The organism is Aeromonas sp. 600774 (genome assembly GCF_049175075.1).
Lineage (GTDB): Bacteria > Pseudomonadota > Gammaproteobacteria > Enterobacterales > Aeromonadaceae > Aeromonas > Aeromonas veronii_A.
Genome location: NZ_JAAKUJ010000001.1, coordinates 552,416 through 569,583 on the forward strand (window position 1 = coordinate 552,416; position 17,168 = coordinate 569,583).

12 protein-coding genes are annotated in these 17,168 nt (G+C 57.1%); 3 read left to right on the forward strand and 9 right to left on the reverse strand.

The window, feature by feature from the left end; genetic code table 11:
- Position 1: 1 nt before the first annotated feature.
- Both G5171_RS02325 and rluC read right to left on the reverse strand, forming a co-directional pair.
- Positions 2 to 664 carry an HAD-IA family hydrolase gene (locus G5171_RS02325; protein ID WP_421243562.1) on the reverse strand — a complete coding sequence of 221 codons (663 nt, stop codon included), beginning with the start codon at positions 662 to 664 and terminating at the stop codon, positions 2 to 4.
- Positions 664 to 1,608, reverse strand: coding sequence for a 23S rRNA pseudouridine(955/2504/2580) synthase RluC (gene rluC, locus G5171_RS02330; protein ID WP_005351815.1), 945 nt, complete (start codon positions 1,606 to 1,608; stop codon positions 664 to 666). Before rluC ends, G5171_RS02325 begins: the two co-directional genes overlap by 1 nt.
- A gap of 413 nt (positions 1,609 to 2,021) precedes the next feature.
- Between rluC and rne the strand changes: the two genes are divergently transcribed.
- Complete coding sequence (gene rne / locus G5171_RS02335) at positions 2,022 to 5,114, forward strand: ribonuclease E (protein ID WP_421250089.1); 3,093 nt, start codon at positions 2,022 to 2,024, stop codon at positions 5,112 to 5,114.
- A 995-nt stretch (positions 5,115 to 6,109) separates the two neighbouring features.
- Here rne and G5171_RS02340 read toward each other — a convergent pair.
- The 4 genes from G5171_RS02340 to apbC form a co-directional block, all read right to left on the reverse strand.
- Entirely contained in the window at positions 6,110 to 7,579 is a 1,470-nt protein-coding gene (locus G5171_RS02340; protein ID WP_005345566.1) for an inorganic phosphate transporter, read from the reverse strand.
- 376 nt (positions 7,580 to 7,955) lie between these two features.
- Positions 7,956 to 8,537, reverse strand: a complete 582-nt coding sequence (gene dcd, locus G5171_RS02345) for a dCTP deaminase (RefSeq protein WP_005336719.1) — start codon at positions 8,535 to 8,537, stop codon at positions 7,956 to 7,958.
- 63 nt (positions 8,538 to 8,600) lie between these two features.
- A complete protein-coding gene (udk, locus tag G5171_RS02350; RefSeq protein WP_005345570.1) occupies positions 8,601 to 9,245 on the reverse strand; it encodes a uridine kinase in 645 nt (214 codons plus the stop codon).
- A gap of 110 nt (positions 9,246 to 9,355) precedes the next feature.
- A complete protein-coding gene (gene apbC, locus G5171_RS02355) occupies positions 9,356 to 10,438 on the reverse strand; it encodes an iron-sulfur cluster carrier protein ApbC (protein ID WP_005345574.1) in 1,083 nt (360 codons plus the stop codon).
- Positions 10,439 to 10,624: 186 nt separating this feature from the next.
- Here apbC and metG point away from each other — a divergent pair, with 186 nt between their 5' ends.
- Entirely contained in the window at positions 10,625 to 12,658 is a 2,034-nt protein-coding gene (gene metG / locus G5171_RS02360) for a methionine--tRNA ligase (protein WP_421259763.1), read from the forward strand.
- A gap of 137 nt (positions 12,659 to 12,795) precedes the next feature.
- Here metG and G5171_RS02365 read toward each other — a convergent pair whose 3' ends face one another.
- On the reverse strand, positions 12,796 to 13,662 hold the full coding sequence (locus G5171_RS02365) for a CHAD domain-containing protein (RefSeq protein ID WP_421259764.1): 867 nt from the start codon (positions 13,660 to 13,662) through the stop codon (positions 12,796 to 12,798).
- Between the two features lie 15 nt (positions 13,663 to 13,677).
- A complete protein-coding gene (locus tag G5171_RS02370) occupies positions 13,678 to 13,950 on the reverse strand; it encodes an acylphosphatase (protein WP_005345583.1) in 273 nt (90 codons plus the stop codon).
- An 82-nt stretch (positions 13,951 to 14,032) separates the two neighbouring features.
- Between G5171_RS02370 and G5171_RS02375 the strand changes: the two genes are divergently transcribed.
- Positions 14,033 to 15,463, forward strand: a complete 1,431-nt coding sequence (locus G5171_RS02375; RefSeq protein WP_421259765.1) for a methyl-accepting chemotaxis protein — start codon at positions 14,033 to 14,035, stop codon at positions 15,461 to 15,463.
- A gap of 126 nt (positions 15,464 to 15,589) precedes the next feature.
- Here G5171_RS02375 and G5171_RS02380 read toward each other — a convergent pair whose 3' ends face one another.
- Positions 15,590 to 17,158 (reverse strand): flagellin, encoded by a 1,569-nt coding sequence (locus G5171_RS02380; protein WP_421259766.1) that lies wholly within the window; start codon positions 17,156 to 17,158, stop codon positions 15,590 to 15,592.
- Between the last annotated feature and the right edge of the window lie 10 nt (positions 17,159 to 17,168).

A 17,168-nucleotide genomic window follows, 5' to 3' on the forward strand; every position in this document is an offset into this window, starting at 1 on the left:
TCTACAACAGCCCGCGAAGAGCCGTCATGGAGTCCACCACCGCTACAGGTTCGTGACGACTGAGAGCATCACTACTATCTACACCCCAAGTAACGCCAATACGCGGCATGGCAATTGCCTCGGCCATCGCCATATCGTGAACAGAGTCGCCGATCATTACGGCCTGCCGGGGTGACAGCCCCAGCTCGTCCAGGATCTGCTCAAGCATCAGCGGATCAGGCTTGGAGCGAGCCTCATCGGCCCCACGACTGGTCACAAATAACGGGTGCAGCCCGGTCTCATCCAATACCCGATCCAGCCCACGGCGCGATTTCCCGGTAGCGACAGCAAGTTGCAGTCCCCGTGACTGCCAGTCATGTAGCAACTCCCCTGCCCCGGCAAACAGCGGGCTGGGGGTAGCGTCGTGCAGATAGTGATGACGATAGCGATTGATGAGTGCGGCAATCTGGCGCTCATCTCTGGTAGCGCCACTGTCACTGCATAAGGGGAACAGACGGGACATGGCGACATCGAGGCTCAACCCGATGATCTGCCGGATCTGGGCTGGAGCAGGAACCGCTAGCTCACAATCTCTGGCGGCCCCCTGCACACAGGCCACAATCCGGCCCACCGAATCCATCAGGGTACCATCCCAATCGAAAATGGCGAGCCGGATATCCTGCATCAGCGTGGCAAGCCGTTGAGGAAGTTGTCGAGCTCAGGTGCCAACGGCGCTTCGACCTGCATCTCGCGACCATCGGCCGGATGGGTGAAGCTGAGCTTCCAGGCATGCAAAAAGAGCCGTTTTAGCCCTTGGCTGCGCATTTTCTCGTCAAACGCCGCTTCACCGTACTTATCGTCACAGGCGATCGGGTGACCGGCATGCAGGGTGTGCACGCGGATCTGGTGGGTACGGCCAGTAATGGGGCTGCACTCGACCAGGGTCGCTTCGGCAAATTGACGCACGATACGGAACCTAGTTTCGGAGGGCTTGCCATCGGCACTGACCCGCACCACCCGTTCACCGGATTGCAGATCATTCTTGCGCAGCGGTGCGTTGACCACTTTTACATGGGCCTGCCACTTGCCGCGCACCAGCGCCAGATACTGCTTGCGCATGGTCTTGACGCGCAACTGCTCATGCAGGCTACGCAGGGCGCTGCGCTTTTTGGCGACCAGCAGCACGCCGGAGGTGTCGCGGTCAAGGCGGTGCACCAGCTCGAGGAAACGGGCTTCTGGACGCAGGGCTCGCAGCCCCTCAATAACGCCAAAGCTCAGGCCGCTGCCACCGTGTACGGCCATGCCGGAGGGCTTGTTCAGCACGATCATGGCATCGTCTTCGAACAGGATCTGGCTCTCCAGACGCTGGATAACCCCGAGGTTTGCCGAAGGCAGCTCATTCTTCTCGGCAACGCGCACGGGAGGAACCCGCACCTCGTCACCTGCGCAGAGTTTGTACTCCGGTTTGATGCGCTTTTTGTTTACCCGCACTTCGCCTTTGCGAAGGATGCGATAGATCAGGCTCTTGGGGACGCCCTTTAGCTGAGTCTTGAGAAAATTGTCGATGCGCTGCCCGTCATGCTCAGCTTCGATGGTGAGCAGCTGCACTTGTTGTTGTATCTGTGTCATGGCGCGGATTTTAACACTGCCAGCGCCCCTTGGCTGCATGGTTTGTTGAAAAATGGCGCCTTGCTATAAAAGAGGTTTAAATGGGATAATAAACAAGGTTTTGTCATTGTGTTCAAGCCTTGTACTAAGTGGCCAAAAAGTATGCCACCCAATCCCGAAACACCGTGTATACAAGAACATGACGGTTCCCGGGTGCGAGGTACAACGCATGGAGAACACAAACATCACCGTTTATTTGTCTCCATTTCGGCATCCTTATTCATTCCTTCTCGAGAAGTGATGACCAGAACGCCCTTAGTTTGCGCCTCATGCATACCCCAACCGGGAGGTTGCCCCAGTATGCTGAAGACCCGAGGCCGGCGCTGGCAGGACCCAGATGGAGGAAATCAAAATGACACAATAATGAGAACTCAATGAAAAGAATGCTTATCAACGCAACTCAAGAAGAGGAGTTGCGCGTAGCGCTGGTTGACGGACAACAGCTCTACGATTTGGATATTGAAAGTCCGGGACACGAGCAGAAGAAAGCGAACATTTACAAGGGTAAAATCACCCGCGTAGAACCCAGCCTTGAAGCTGCTTTTGTCGACTACGGCGCCGAGCGCCACGGTTTCCTGCCGTTGAAGGAGATCGCCCGCAATTACTTCCCCTCCGGTTACTCCTATCAGGGTCGTCCCAACATCAAAGAAGTGGTCCGCGAAGGTCAGGAAGTTATCGTCCAGATCGACAAGGAAGAGCGTGGCACCAAGGGTGCAGCCCTCACCACCTTTATCAGCCTGGCAGGTAGCTACCTGGTACTGATGCCCAACAACCCCCGTGCCGGTGGTATCTCCCGCCGTATCGAGGGTGATGAGCGGACTGAACTGAAAGAAGCCCTGAGTGGATTGACCGTGCCGGAAGGCATGGGCCTGATCGTGCGCACCGCTGGTGTGGGCAAGTCGCCAGAAGAGCTGGAGTGGGATCTGAACGTTCTGCTCAACCACTGGGACTCCATCCACAAAGCCTCCCAGGAGCGCGCTGCGCCGGTACTGATCCACCAGGAAAGTAACGTCATCGTGCGTGCCATCCGTGACTATCTGCGTCGCGATGTGGGCGAGATCCTGATCGACAATCCGGTGATTTTCGAACGCGCCAAGGCCCATATCGAGCTGGTACGTCCCGATTTTCTCAACCGTGTGAAGCTGTACAAGGGTGAAGTTGCCTTGTTCAACCACTTCCAGATTGAGAGCCAGATAGAATCAGCCTTCCAGCGTGAAGTGCGCCTCCCCTCCGGCGGCAGCATCGTTATCGATCCGACCGAAGCCCTGACTTCCATCGATATCAACTCCTCCCGCGCCACCAAGGGCGGCGATATCGAAGAGACGGCGCTGCAAACCAACCTGGAAGCGGCCGACGAAATTGCCCGTCAATTGCGTCTGCGCGACTTGGGTGGCCTGATCGTAATCGACTTCATCGACATGACCCCGGTTCGCCATCAGCGCGAAGTGGAAAACCGTCTGCGTGAAGCAGTTCATCAGGATCGTGCCCGCATCCAGCTGGGTCGGATCTCCCGTTTCGGTCTGCTGGAGATGTCTCGCCAGCGTCTGCGCCCCTCCCTCAACGAGTCCAGCAGCCATATCTGCCCCCGTTGCCAGGGCCAAGGCGTGATCCGTGACAACGAATCCCTTGCCCTGTCCATCCTGCGTCTCATCGAAGAAGAGGCCATGAAGGACAACACCGAGCAGGTTCACGGCCAAGTGCCGGTGGATGTTGCCGCCTATCTGCTCAACGAGAAACGTGCCGCCATCGCCAGTCTGGAACAGCGCAATGATGTGCGTGTTTACATTATTCCGAACCAGCATCTGGAAACCCCGCACTACGAAGTGACTCGCATTCGTCAGAACGAGATCCCGGAAGCGGCCAGCTACGAGCTGAAAACCGAGATTGCCAAGCCGGTCTACCAACCGAAGCAAGCTCAGGTGATCGAGCGTGAGCAACCGCTGCTGCAAGGCTTTGCCCAACCGGCACAACCGGCCCCTGTTGCACCGCAACAGCCGGCAGCTCCCGTTGCTGCGGCCCCTGCCGAAGCCGGCTTCTTCAGCAAGCTGATCAAAGGCATTACCGGCCTGTTCAGCAGCGATGCCGCCCCTGCCGACGTGAAAGCGCCCGCCGAGAAACCAGCAGCTCGTGAAGCACGCAAGGATGAAGGTCAACGTCACCAGCGCGAAGAAGGCCGTGGCCGTGGTCAGCGTCCTCGTCGTGATGACAATCGTGGCAACCGCAACAATGCGGAAGCTGGCGAGAAGCGTGAAGGTGGCAACCGCGAAGGTGGTGAAAACCGCAATCGCCGTCCGCGCAAAGAGCGCGAGCCTCGTCAGGAGCGTGAAGCTCGTGGCGAAGTGCGCAGCGAACAGCGCATGGAACGTGAACCCCGTCAGGAACGCGAGCCTCGCGAACCGCGCCAGGAACGTGCACCACGTCCGGCCCGTGAACCTCGTGCTCCCCGTGAGCCGCGCGCCGAAGTCGTTGTTGAAGCGGTAGACACCGTTGATGCAACTGCCGTCCAGCCACGTCAGGAAAAAGAGCAGAAAGTGGCCGAGCGCCGCGAACGTCGCCAACTGCGCAAGCAGATCCGCGTCGATGTCGCCGCTGCTGACACCCCTGCCCTGCCGGTTGACGAAGTACCTGCGCAAGCTGACGTGATCGATGCCACCGTGGGTAACGAGCAGGAAGAGCAGAGTGAAGGCCAGCGCCGTTCACGCCGCACTCCGCGCAGCCAGCGTATCGAAGGACAGCGCCGCAAGCGCATCAACGAAGATGCCCGCAGCCAGCGTGATGAAGAACAGCAAGATACTACCACTCTGACCACCGCAGCCCAGGCAGATATTGCCAAAGCGCAGGTTGAAGAGCCGGTAGTGCCCGTTGTTACCATCCCGAGCGCTGAAGCCGTCGCAGCTGCCCTGCAAGCCTCTGCCGCACTGACCGAGCATGTGGTTGTCGAAGCCGTTGCAGAAGAAGCTGCCGAACAGGCTGCTGCCCAGGTTGAAGCAACTCAAGCCGATGTGAGCGCTAGCCCGGTTGTTGCAGCTGTTGCAGAAGTCGTGGTTGCAGCAGAGCCGGAAGTTGTCGTTGTCGCCGCTCCGGCTGTCGACATGGCTGCCACTGAAATCGTTGAAACTGCTCCGGTTGTTGAAGAAGCTCCTGCTGTCAACACTCCTGTCGTGGAAGCTGTACCGGCTGCAGCCGAAATGCCAGCTGATGTTGTCGAAGCCCCGGCACCTGTCGCTGCTGTTGCGATTGAAGAGACTCCGGTCGTTACAAAACAGGTAGCTCACGGTGCTGGCCTGTTGGCTCGTGCCCGCAAAGCATCCGCGCCGATGGCAACCCCTGCCGAAGCTCCTGCCCTGCCTACTCGTGAGCCGGTTAACTACCCGCCGCTGGTACGCAACGAAGTGAGCACATCAGGTCGTCATGGTGGCAGCACTGCCGCCGTCGACGTGGCCACCTGCCCAGCGGGTCGCCCCTGATATCCACCGGTAACGACTAAATTGAGAGCCACACCATTGTGTGGCTCTTTTTTATCTGCATGACATCGGTTGATAACGCCTCATCAATAAGGAGTTTGGATTAGGAACCTAATGAAAATATCCCATTAAATGCACTCTGCTCAGTTAGGTAATGCCTCAGATATCCTCCTCTACACCATATTTGGCTTGAGATAGTGATTAACCAGATATGTTTCTCGCCACCAGCCAGGTTAAACCATGCCTCAGAGCTTTATAGCCAACCATATCGGGTAACGATGGTGAAAGTTAACCTTCGACTCTTGTGGATGCGGGCGAATAGACAAACAAGATACATAGAAGTAACAGCACCACAGATTGGCTCATGACCCGCCCCTCTGCTTGCACTGGCGGACCTGGCGACTGCAAGCAAGGTCAGTATCGCCAAGAATTGGCTCTCTTTTGCCAAGCCCTATCAAGATTTTCTCGTTATCTTCGAATACTTTAAAAATTAAATTCAACAATAAGCTTGTTGGCATATAAAGGCCGAAGGCGATTCAGCGGATACGCAATACAAACAAGGATTGATCTGTATTACCCCGCGGCAATACTGCTCAAGCTCTCAGGAGTTGGGTTAGTCAGCATTTCAATCCCTGTTCATTCTAAAAGGGAGCCTGCTGATGATTGATGACCCGCGGCAAAAACTGATAGATCTACCCATCTTCATGATTTACTTGCTACTGACTCGGCTGCGATATGGATTTTGCCGATAACAGGTATGTGGAGATCACCGCTGTCGTCATACCAAATAAAGATCCTTGTTTCACACAATCTGTGTGAGTGTGAGATGTGTGAAAATATTTCACAAACAAGCCCTGACTATCGCATTCATGATGCGCTCTCATACCATTCAGTGGCCCTTGCCCTGTCCAGCCAGGTATCAAATCGATAATTTACAACCTGATATAGAAGCACAAAAAAAGGGCCCGTAGGCCCTTTATCGAAAATGGTATTGGCATTTAGCCAAACAGATGATTGCTGACGATAAAGAGACCGCCAGAGAGCAACATTGTCAGCGGTAGAGTCAGCACCCAAGCCATCAGGATGGTCTTGATAGTCTGGCTCTGCAGGCCGGATTTGTTGGCAATCATGGTACCCGCCACCGCAGAAGAAAGAATATGGGTGGTAGACACAGGCATACCGGTCAGACTGGCGACACCGATGGAGGTTGCAGCCGTGATCTGGGCCGCAATGCCCTGGCTGTAGGTCATGCCTGTGGTGCCGATCTTCTCGCCCACGGTATGAACGATACGACGCCAGCCCACCATGGTGCCACAACCCAGCGCCAGCGCGATGGAGACAATCACCCAGGTCGGTGCGTATTCAGCGGTCGCGGTCAGATCCTTGCGCCATTTGGCCAGATCGGTCAGCTCCTTGGCTGGCAGTGGCAGCTTGGCTGCCTTGCGGGCGGTGTCATCGATACAGAGCAGCAGACGACGCACTTCACGGCGGTCGGTCAGGCTCATCTGATCATAAGTACGCACGGCCCCCAGACGGGCATCCAGGGTGGCCATCGCCTGCAGCACGCCATCGGCGGAACAGTGGGTCATCAGCTCTTCCTGAGCCGTTACCGGTGCAGAGAAGTTGATGACACCTGAGAGGGCTGACTGGTTTCGCTGGTAGATCTCCATGATGCGCTGGTTGGCATCCTGGGTCCGATCCAGATCATAGGAGCGGCTGTTCATGTCCAGCGCGAAATAGGCGGGCGCCATGCAGATCAGCACCAGCATCACAAGACCGATACCCTTCTGGCCATCGTTGGAGCCGTGCACGAAGCTGACGCCCATGGCCGAGGCCACCAGGGTAAGACGCGCCCAAAACGGCGGGTGCTTCTTGCCATCCACCAGCTGACGCTCTTCCGGTGTTTTGTGGATCTTGTTGCTGGTCCAGATGCGTTTCATTGCCAGCAGCAGCAGTGCCGCGATGATGAAACCTATGGTGGGAGAGATGATGAGGGAAAGCATGATGTCGATCGCTTTGCCCACGTTGATCCCTTCTGTCACCGGTTTATGGGTGATCCAGGCATAGGCGCCGCCTACCCCCAGAATGGAACCGATCAAGGTATGTGAACTGGAGGCCGGGATCCCGAAGAACCAGGTGCCCAGGTTCCACACGATGGCGGAAAACAGCAAGGAGAAGACCATGATCAACCCTTGGGTGGAGTCCATCCCAAGCAGCAGGTCGATGGGCAGCAGATGGACAATGGCATAGGCCACACCCAGACCGCCGAACATGACGCCAAAAAAGTTGAAGATCCCCGATGCAACGACCGCCAGGTGAGCGGGCATCGCCTTGGTATAGATAACCGTTGCTACCGCGTTGGCGGTATCGTGAAAGCCGTTGATGAATTCATAGGCAAGCACAAAAAAAACGGCCAATACTAAACCGATCGACCACCACAAACCCAAACCACTAAACATTTCAAACATAAAAAAAAGCCTGTTTATGAGTTGCGGCGGATTATGCCAGATGGCGGCCAACACCATAGCCACCATTGAAATATTTCAGCCATAAAAAAAAAGAGCTTTTTGGAAAAAAATATCCTAGAGCCAGTCCTCATGCGGCTTGCCATCGATTAATTAAAGCCATCAATGATTGCAGGAAATGGCAAAATTAGCTGACAATTAAACCAATAATTTCATTTTTATGACGCATTTATGACAGAAAAACGGGAAAAAGTGGTGATAAAACAACCCGCCCCTCCCATCTCATCCGACCATTACCATTAACCCCATATCCATTTGATTCCAGATGCAAAAAGGGAGCACCTTGTGCTCCCTTGAATCGTTGCAGTGCCGTCTGTCATCAGTCCTGATTGATGCGGCTGGCAACGGCGCCCTGCTGGCTTTTGTACTTGGCATTTTCCCGCTTGTTGTAGGGGCGGGCCGCAACACCGGAGAGCATCTCGAAGTTCAAGGCGCCAATCTTCATCTTCGGGCGCAGCGCCAGCGGCAGTTTGCCACCATTGTAGAACTCCAGCACGATACGACCGGACCAACCCGGATCGATCCGGTGCGCCGTCACGTGCACCATCAGACCCAGGCGCGCCAATGAAGAGCGGCCATCCAGCCAACCGACGATATCGGCAGGCAGGGTGACGGATTCGTAGGTCACTGCCAGCGCCAGCTGACCCGGGTGCAGATAGAAAGCTTCGCCATCGGGGATGTGGATCTCGTCACTCATCACCCGATCGATGGCATCGGCCATCTCGCTGCTCGGGCCGCTCAGGTCGATATAGGGCGCGGTATGATCGCGAAACACCCGAAACTCGTTACCCAGCAGCACATCGACACTGACACCACTGATCCGCTCTACCCCGGGCCGTGGCTCAATGACGATCTTGCCTTCATCCAGATGGCGTTCAATATCGGTATCACACAGACGCATTGGGCGACTCTCCTGACAAATTGTGCTTTTAAAAAAGCCGGGCATCACCCGGCTTGTTTCATCTTAACCAATCAACATGTGGCGAATACGCGCCTTGAGCATGTCGATGGCGATGCGGTTCTTGCCACCACGGGGCACGATCACATCGGCATACTGTTTGGACGGCTCGATAAACTGCAGGAACATCGGACGCACCGTCTTCTGATACTGCTTGAGCACGGAGTCCATGGTACGGCCACGCTCCTGCACGTCACGCACCAGACGGCGCAGCAAGCAGATGTCGAGCGGGGTATCCATAAAGATGGAGGCGTCCATCAGATCCCGCAGACGACTGTCGGTCAGCAGCAGGATCCCTTCCAGAATGATCACCCGGCGCGGGGCAAACGGGGTCACTTCGCTCATCCGGGTGTGTTCGGTGTAGGAGTACTGGGGAATGGCAACCGCGTCACCTTTGACCAGCTGGCTAAGGTGCTGTACCAGCAGGTCGTGATCCAGCGCGTTGGGGTGGTCATAGTTGGTCTTGACCCGCTCTTCCATGGTCAGGTGGGTCTGATCACGGTAGTAGCAATCTTCGGTGATCACACCAATCTGACCTGCGCCCAGTTCGGCCACCAGCTCTTCATAAATGGTCTGGGCTATAAGACTTTTGCCAGACGCAGATGCGCCCGCAATACCGATGATCACACACGAATGTTGAGTATCAGACATGACAAATACCTAAAAGAGAAGAGCAGTGGGGATGGTTTAAACCGATCCATTATATAAAAAAGGGTGGGTCATGCCCACCCTCAATTCCCTTTCAAGTGACCGACCGCCGATTATTCATCCAGCGCCATGGCATAGAGAGGGGTCGCAATCGGTTTTGCGCTGAAAAAGAGTTCAGCCCCTACCCTGCGCGCCAGCTTCAAATAAGCCTGAGCCAAGCTTCCTTCCGGTGCACCGAACACCGTCGGACAGCCATCATCCATGTGTTGGCGGATATCAATGTGCAGCGGTAATTGACCAAGCAGTGCCACTTGATACTGCTCTGCCATCTTCTGGCCGCCACCGGTACCAAACAGCGGCTCATGATGACCACAGGCGCTGCAGACGTGGTAGCTCATGTTCTCGATGATGCCAAGCACCGGCACATTGACCTTGTTGAACATAGCGATCCCCTTGCGGGCATCGGCCAGCGCCACATCTTGCGGGGTGGTGACGATCACTGCCGCCGAAGTCGGCACCTGCTGTGCCATGGTGAGCTGGATATCGCCGGTACCCGGCGGCATGTCCACCACCAGATAATCCACCTCGCCCCAGCGGGTCTCATGGAGGATCTGCGCCAACGCCTTGCTCGCCATCGGGCCGCGCCAGATGGTGGCATCCTGCTCGGAGACCAGATAGCCGATGCTGTTGCTCTTGAGGCCACAGGCCATCACCGGCTCCATCAGCTTGCCATCATGGCTGACGGGACGCTCCTTGAGGGTGCCCATCATGGTGGGAATGGAGGGGCCATAGATATCGGCATCGAGAATAGCGACCCGCGCGCCCTCTTTTTGCAGCGCAAGCGCCAGGTTGACCGCGGTGGTGGATTTGCCCACCCCCCCCTTGCCGGAGGCGACCACGATGATGTTGCGAATGCCCTGCACGGCATTGAGGCCCTGCGCCCTCGGCATGCTGGCGACGTCAATCTCCAGAGCCCAGTCGATACGGGCGGCACCGGTGGCACTGCGCAGTCTGGCATCGTAGTTCTCTTTGAGCTGATCGAGCAGCGAGAGACCTGCAAACGGCAATACCAGCCGGATAGTTAGCCCCTGACCCTGATTGATGATCTCGCGAACGAATCCGGCATCCACCAGATCCTTGTGCCAGCCTGCTGGCTTAAATTCGGCGAGGATCTGTTTTACTGAATCAATCACCATTAACTCCTCATTATCTTGTCATTATCTTGAGGTGAACGGTTACCGCACACAAATCAGTGGCTTGCCTGCCATCGTAACAGCAGGTGCAGCCAAGGTTGGCACAGCCACAACCCTAGGCAGGCTACCCCCAATTCGGGTAACATGCACGGCACTCTATCATCCCAACAAGCACATCAAGAACGTAATATGGCAACTGATCCTCGTAAAATGCTGGTAACCTGCGCCCTCCCCTATGCCAATGGCTCCATTCACCTTGGCCACATGCTGGAACATATCCAGGCCGATATCTGGGTTCGTTATCAGCGAATGCGCGGTCATCAGGTGCACTTTATCTGTGCCGATGATGCCCACGGCACCCCGATCATGCTCAAGGCACAGCAGATGGGGATCACCCCGGAAGAGATGATCGCCGCTGTCTCCAAGGAGCACCAGGCCGATTTCGCCGGGTTCAACATCAGCTTTGACAACTATCACTCCACCCACAGCGACGAAAACCGCGAGCTGGCGGAGTTGATCTACGGCCGCCTGAAAAATGGTGGTTTTATCAAGAGCCGCACCATCTCCCAGCTGTTCGATCCGGAAAAATCCATGTTCCTGCCGGACCGTTTCGTCAAGGGGACCTGCCCCAAGTGCAAATCTCCGGAGCAGTATGGCGACAACTGTGACAGCTGCGGCGCCACCTACAGCCCGACTGAGCTTATCGATCCGAAATCTGCCGTCTCCGGCGCAACTCCGGTAATGAAGGACTCCGAGCACTTCTTCTTCGATTTGCCGCAGTTTGAAAAATGGCTCTCAGAGTGGGTACGTGGCTCCGGCGCCATTCAGGAAGAGATGGCCAACAAGATGCAGGAGTGGTTCGAAAGCGGCCTGCAGCAGTGGGACATCACCCGTGACGCCCCCTACTTCGGTTTCGAAATTCCCGGCGCCCCGGGCAAGTACTTCTACGTCTGGCTGGATGCGCCCATCGGTTACATGGCTTCTTTCAAGAACCTGTGCAACAAGCGTGGCGACATCGACTTTGACTGCTACTGGAAAGCGGACTCCGACGCCGAGCTCTACCACTTCATCGGCAAGGACATCGCCTACTTCCACTGCCTGTTCTGGCCGTCCATGCTGGAAGGTGCAAACTTCCGCAAGCCGACCAAGGTCAACGTGCACGGTTATGTGACCGTCAACGGCGCCAAGATGTCCAAGTCCAAGGGCACCTTTATCAAGGCATCCACCTACCTGAACCACCTGGATCCGGAGTGCCTGCGTTACTACTACGCCGCCAAGCTCAACAGCCGCATCGACGATCTGGACCTGAACCTCGAAGATTTCGTGCAGCGGGTCAACGCTGACGTGGTCAACAAGCTGGTTAACCTCGCCTCCCGCAACGCCGGCTTTATTGCCAAGCGTTTTGGCGGCAAGCTGGCGGCAACCTGCGCCGAACCCGAGCTCTACGCCGAGTTTGCCAACGCCCGTACCGCTATTGCCGAGGCTTATGAGAGCCGCGAGTTCAGCCGCGCCATCCGCGAAATCATGGCGCTGGCCGACAAGGCCAACCGCTATGTGGACGACAAGGCTCCCTGGGTCATCGCCAAGCAGGAAGGGGCAGATGCCGAGCTGCAAGCGGTTTGCTCTGTCGGCATCAACCTGTTCCGCGTGCTGATGGCCTACCTCAAGCCCGTCATGCCGCTGCTGGCCGAGCGTGCCGAAGCCTTCCTGGCCGAAACCCTCAGCTGGGATAGCATCGAAATGCCGCTGGTCGATCATACCGTTGCACCGTTCAAGGCCCTCTTCTCCCGCATCGAGCCTGCGAAGATTGAAGCCATGATCGAGGCATCCAAGGAAGACCTGGCCAAGGAGCAGGCACCGAAAGTGAGCGGCCCGCTGGCTGATGACCCCATCAGCGAAACCATCACCTATGACGACTTCGCCAAGATTGACCTGCGCGTAGCGCTGATCAAGAAGGCCGAAGCGGTACCGGAAGCCGAGAAGCTGCTCAAGCTGCAACTGGATATCGGCGGCGAGACCCGTCAGGTGTTTGCCGGTATCAAGTCCGCCTACAACCCGGAAGATCTGGAAGGCAAGCTGACCGTGATGGTGGCCAACCTGGCCCCGCGCAAGATGCGTTTCGGCATGTCCGAAGGCATGGTGCTGGCCGCAGGCCCGGGCGGCAAGGATCTCTGGATCCTGGAGCCGCAGGAAGGCGCCCAGCCGGGCATGCGCGTCAAGTAAGCGTATCGCTGACTGCGACCACAGCCAGATAGAGAAGAGAGGCCAAACGGCCTCTCTTTTTTTGTCTCACCTGTTTGGCCTGGATAGTTTTTGTAGATGCTGGTCGCGGATGACGTCCGCAGATTACGGTCTCGGGGCTATCCACCACCGGGATTCTTGGGCGATACATTTTGTTCTGAATACCTGACCACCCGACTTGCCATGTCATCCATGTTGTGGCCTGCCTGCATCGCCAGTTTGAGCGCCACCAGCTCCGCCTGCTGGCAGTCCAGTTGACGCAATCGGGTGGTGATCTTCCCCTTCAACTTCTGCCGCAGTTTCATCTGCTTGCAGGTGTTCCCCTGCTCTGCTCGCAACCTCCGCCGCCATTGACGCCAATCCTGCAACTGGCCGAGTCGCTCCTGCCAGTGAGTCAAAGTGCTCAACCAGCCGGGATCTCCACTCCCCAGATCCAGCAACAGTTCCACGCCATAACGGGCCTGCTTGATCTCGAGGCGCAGCCGATGCCAGCGGCGCAACTGTTGCTGACGGGAGCTGGCAGATTTCCCAACGCAGGGAATAGGTTCATCGAGAGCGCTCTGCGCCTCATCAAGGCGCAGGGCCAGATGCTGCTGATAGAGCGATGCCAATGCCCGCGCATCCGGCACCTGCGCCACCGCTGCAAGCCAGCGGGCCAGTCGCCTAGACAACAGGGGCACGCGACAGGCCGATTTGTGGGTATTACCAGTGCTGGCAGGCGGCTTGCCAAAACGCTCGGCGTAGACCTGCGCATCCCGCAGCGCTGAGAGCCGCCCGACCGAGCGCAGCAGACGCTGCTCCAGCTCGGGATGATAGGTGAGTGGCCGCCACAGGGCGAGCAGCGCCAGCAAGCGGCGCGCCGCGATACGGTAGCCATGCACGGCCGGTTCGCTGGCCTCTTCGCGCACCGCTCGCGCCGCCTCCTGATAACGGGCGACCCAGCTTGTTGCCTGAGTCAGCAACAGACTTTCCTTGTCAGCGTCCATCTCGTCCCCGCCCCTTCAGTTGGTGTGAAAGCCCTGGCCGGTGGGCGGCAGCGCCTCTTCATACTCCATCCGGGTCACCCGGGCGGTGCGCGGGCCATGTTCCAGCCAACCCAGCATCATCTGCACCCCCTGTGCGGGGCCGCTGATGAGGATCTCCACCGAGCCATCCTCCAGGTTGTAGGCATGGCCCCGCAAACCCAGTTGCAGCGCCCGCTCGCGGGTGAAATAGCGAAATCCCACCCCCTGCACCTGCCCCCACACCCGAATGACAAACGATTGCTCTCCCATTTCTCACACCTTCCGCTTAAGAAAAAAATTCCCGAGACGATAATGTGCCCGACACTCTATCTCTGCAGGATGCAGCTCCATTATGAAAGAAGTTAAATTCCGGTGGGTTGACCGCTATCTCATTCACCTCACCATCAGTGAAAAATTCCATATCGCGTTCTGGTTACCTCTCTTCATCATCGCCTTTCTCAGCTGGTATATGCTGGCGGCCAGCCATCAGCAGGAGATCTCCCTGCGGGTAGCGCAGTTGCAGCAACGGGTCGAGACCACGGCGCAACTGGTCAGCCAGCAGCCAACGCTCACTCTGCCAGCCGATCTGCGCATCCAGCCACAAGGGGTGAGCGGGCTCGAACAGCAGGGCGATCGCTACCGCTTCACCGCACCAGCGGGTCAGGCTGGCTATGTGACCGGCGAGCTCGACACCAGCACCTCCTCAATGTGGGATGATCAGGGCACCACGCTCACCATGATTGGCGCGCTGGCGGCCCTGATGGCACTGGTGATCCACTACATGATGACATTTGTCTCCGGCGCCCTTTACTCCACCAACAAGGCGCTGCAAACCGTGGCCGACGGTGATCTCACCTTCCGCCTCAACTTCTTCCCGGTACGCGACGAGTTCTCTACCCTGGCGGGCAGCATCGACCGCTTTACCGACCGCCAGCATCAGATCGTCAAGCTGGTCGAAGAGTCTGCCGAGGCGCTGACCATGGCCGCCGACGAGTTTCGCGACCACGCCAGTGAAGGCGAAAACATGGCGCGCGCCCAGCGCCAGCACATGGATTCGCTGGCCACCGCCATGGAACAGATGTCAGCCGCCATTCGCGAAGTGGCGCGCAATGCCAACGACACCCTGCAGCAGACCCGTCAATCGAGCGAAGAGGCGGCCAATGGCGCCAACCGGGTGGCCCGTACCATAGAGGCGATCCGCACCCTGGCCGACGAGATTGGCAATGCCTCCGGTGCGGTAGAGCGCCTGACCCACAATGCCAACCGCATCAACGAGGTGGTAAGCGTCATCAACGCCATCTCCCAGCAGACCAACCTGCTGGCCCTCAACGCCGCCATCGAAGCGGCCCGCGCCGGTGAGCAGGGTCGCGGCTTTGCGGTGGTAGCGGACGAGGTGCGCACCCTCGCCAGCCGCACCCAGCAGGCGACGGTGGAGATCCAGCAGATGATCGAAGAGCTGCAAACCGGTACCGGGGCGCTGAACGACATCATGGAAAAAACCGTGGGCCGCGCGGCTAGTAGCCAGCAGCTCATCAGCGAGGTGGGGCTGGATATCGAAAAACTGAGCAACCACAGCGATGCGGTGCTGGAGATGAGCACCCAGATCGCCACTTCCAGCGAGGAGCAGAGCTCGGTGGCCGCCGAGATCACCCACAATCTCGATCAGGTACGCCATGAAGCGGCGCAGGTGGAAGAGTCTGCCAGCGCCTCGGTAGCCGGTACTCAGGGACTGAAAGCCACCGCCAGCGAGCTGACCCAGGCACTCAAGGGGATCACTCTCTGACGCTTGCCACAATAAGTCCGGTAAAAAGCGGCAATGTGAGAAGAGGCCACCCGCTGGGTGGCCTCTTCTCTTTATTGATGGTGCTAATGGATGGCGACCAATTACTATGCTGGCTGGCAGCACCGCTCAGGATTGCAGCAAACTCAGGGCCGCATTGGGGCGACTGTTTGCCTGACTCAAAATCGAAGAGCTCGCCTGCTGCAAGATTTGAGTGCTGACCAAACGCGCCGATTCTACCGCCATGTCGGCATCCTGGATCCTTGAGCGGGCAGCGCTGAGGTTCTCATTGGCATTAGCCAGATTGCGTACCCTTGAATCCAGCGCGTTGGCTTGGGCCCCGAGCCGAGAACGCTGAACACCCAGCTGTTTCATACCCACATCCAGGGTTTTGATGGCCCTGCTGGCGTTGTCGTCACTCAGGACATCAATGTTATCAACGGTGTATTTCCTCTTGTCCTCTTGATAAAAACCAAGCGCATTCAAACTCGATCCCTGCATGTCAATATTGGAATACTTGTCGCCTGATGAACGAAGCTCCATCTGACCGATATATGTCGTCGGTGTGACGTCGGGCAACAGAGAGGTTAGAGAGGAATTGCTGATCACCGGAGGCGCCGGTGGTGCGGGTTGCGCAGGAGGGGTTGTGCCATTGGCCAGTGCAAGGCTGTTTCCCTGAGAGCTATGTATGGTCAGTTCATTGTTGGCGGGATTGCTGTTGTTGGAGGCACTCACATAAAAACCCAGTCCTGCCGATTGCGCAGTATTGTTGATACGCCGAACCACCTCCCTCATCAGATCGCCGTTTTCGGGCGTAGGATTGACCGGATCCCATCCGGTCATATCAATGCCCGTGGTCAAATCCACAGAGTGGCCCGCCACATCGATATAGGAGGGTAATGCGGATAAATCGACTGCGGAGGCGACTGAAAATGGCAGTTGTTGCGCTTTTACCGGCCCCTGATTATTGGGGAAAGTAGTCCCGTTGATATCTGCCACGAACGCTTCCAGTGTGGAATAGTCCTTGTCAAAGGTCACGCCATTGAGGGTGACCGGCTGAGATGACAGCTTGAGATCTGCAATCTCATATGCCCCCGGTTTGCTACCTGCCGGACTGCGCGCTTGCCACTCCATCTCCCCCAGATTTTTGGTCTGGGCATTGAGATCGGTAATGACGGTATTCTGCCCTGCATAGGCACCGACCGAGAAGATGCCTTTGTAACTCCCCGCCAGCAGATCCTGCCCGGCAAACCGGGTGCCTGTGGCAATCCGGTCCATCTCCAACTGCAATTGCTTGAATTCGGCATTAAGAGCAACACGATCCTCTGCCGTATTGGCACCGCTTCCCGACTGCAGCGCCAAGGTGCGCATCCGCTGCATCAGGTTCATCGACTCATCAAGCGCACCATCAGCCACGTTGATCACCGAGATCCCATCGTTGGCGTTGCGAATAGCGGTGTTGACCCCGTTCACTTCACTGGTGAGGCGATTACTGATCTGCAAGCCGGCTGCATCATCGGTGGCACTGTTGATGCGCAAGCCGGATGAGAGTCGTCGATATACCGAATCCAGCGTGTTGGATGATTGACCAAGATGGCGAGAAGCATTAACGGCAGAAATATTGGTAGCGATGGAGAGGGACATGGACAGCTCGATACAGGAAAGATTCAAAATGGTCTTCCCCACTATCGACATCATCAAATGACTC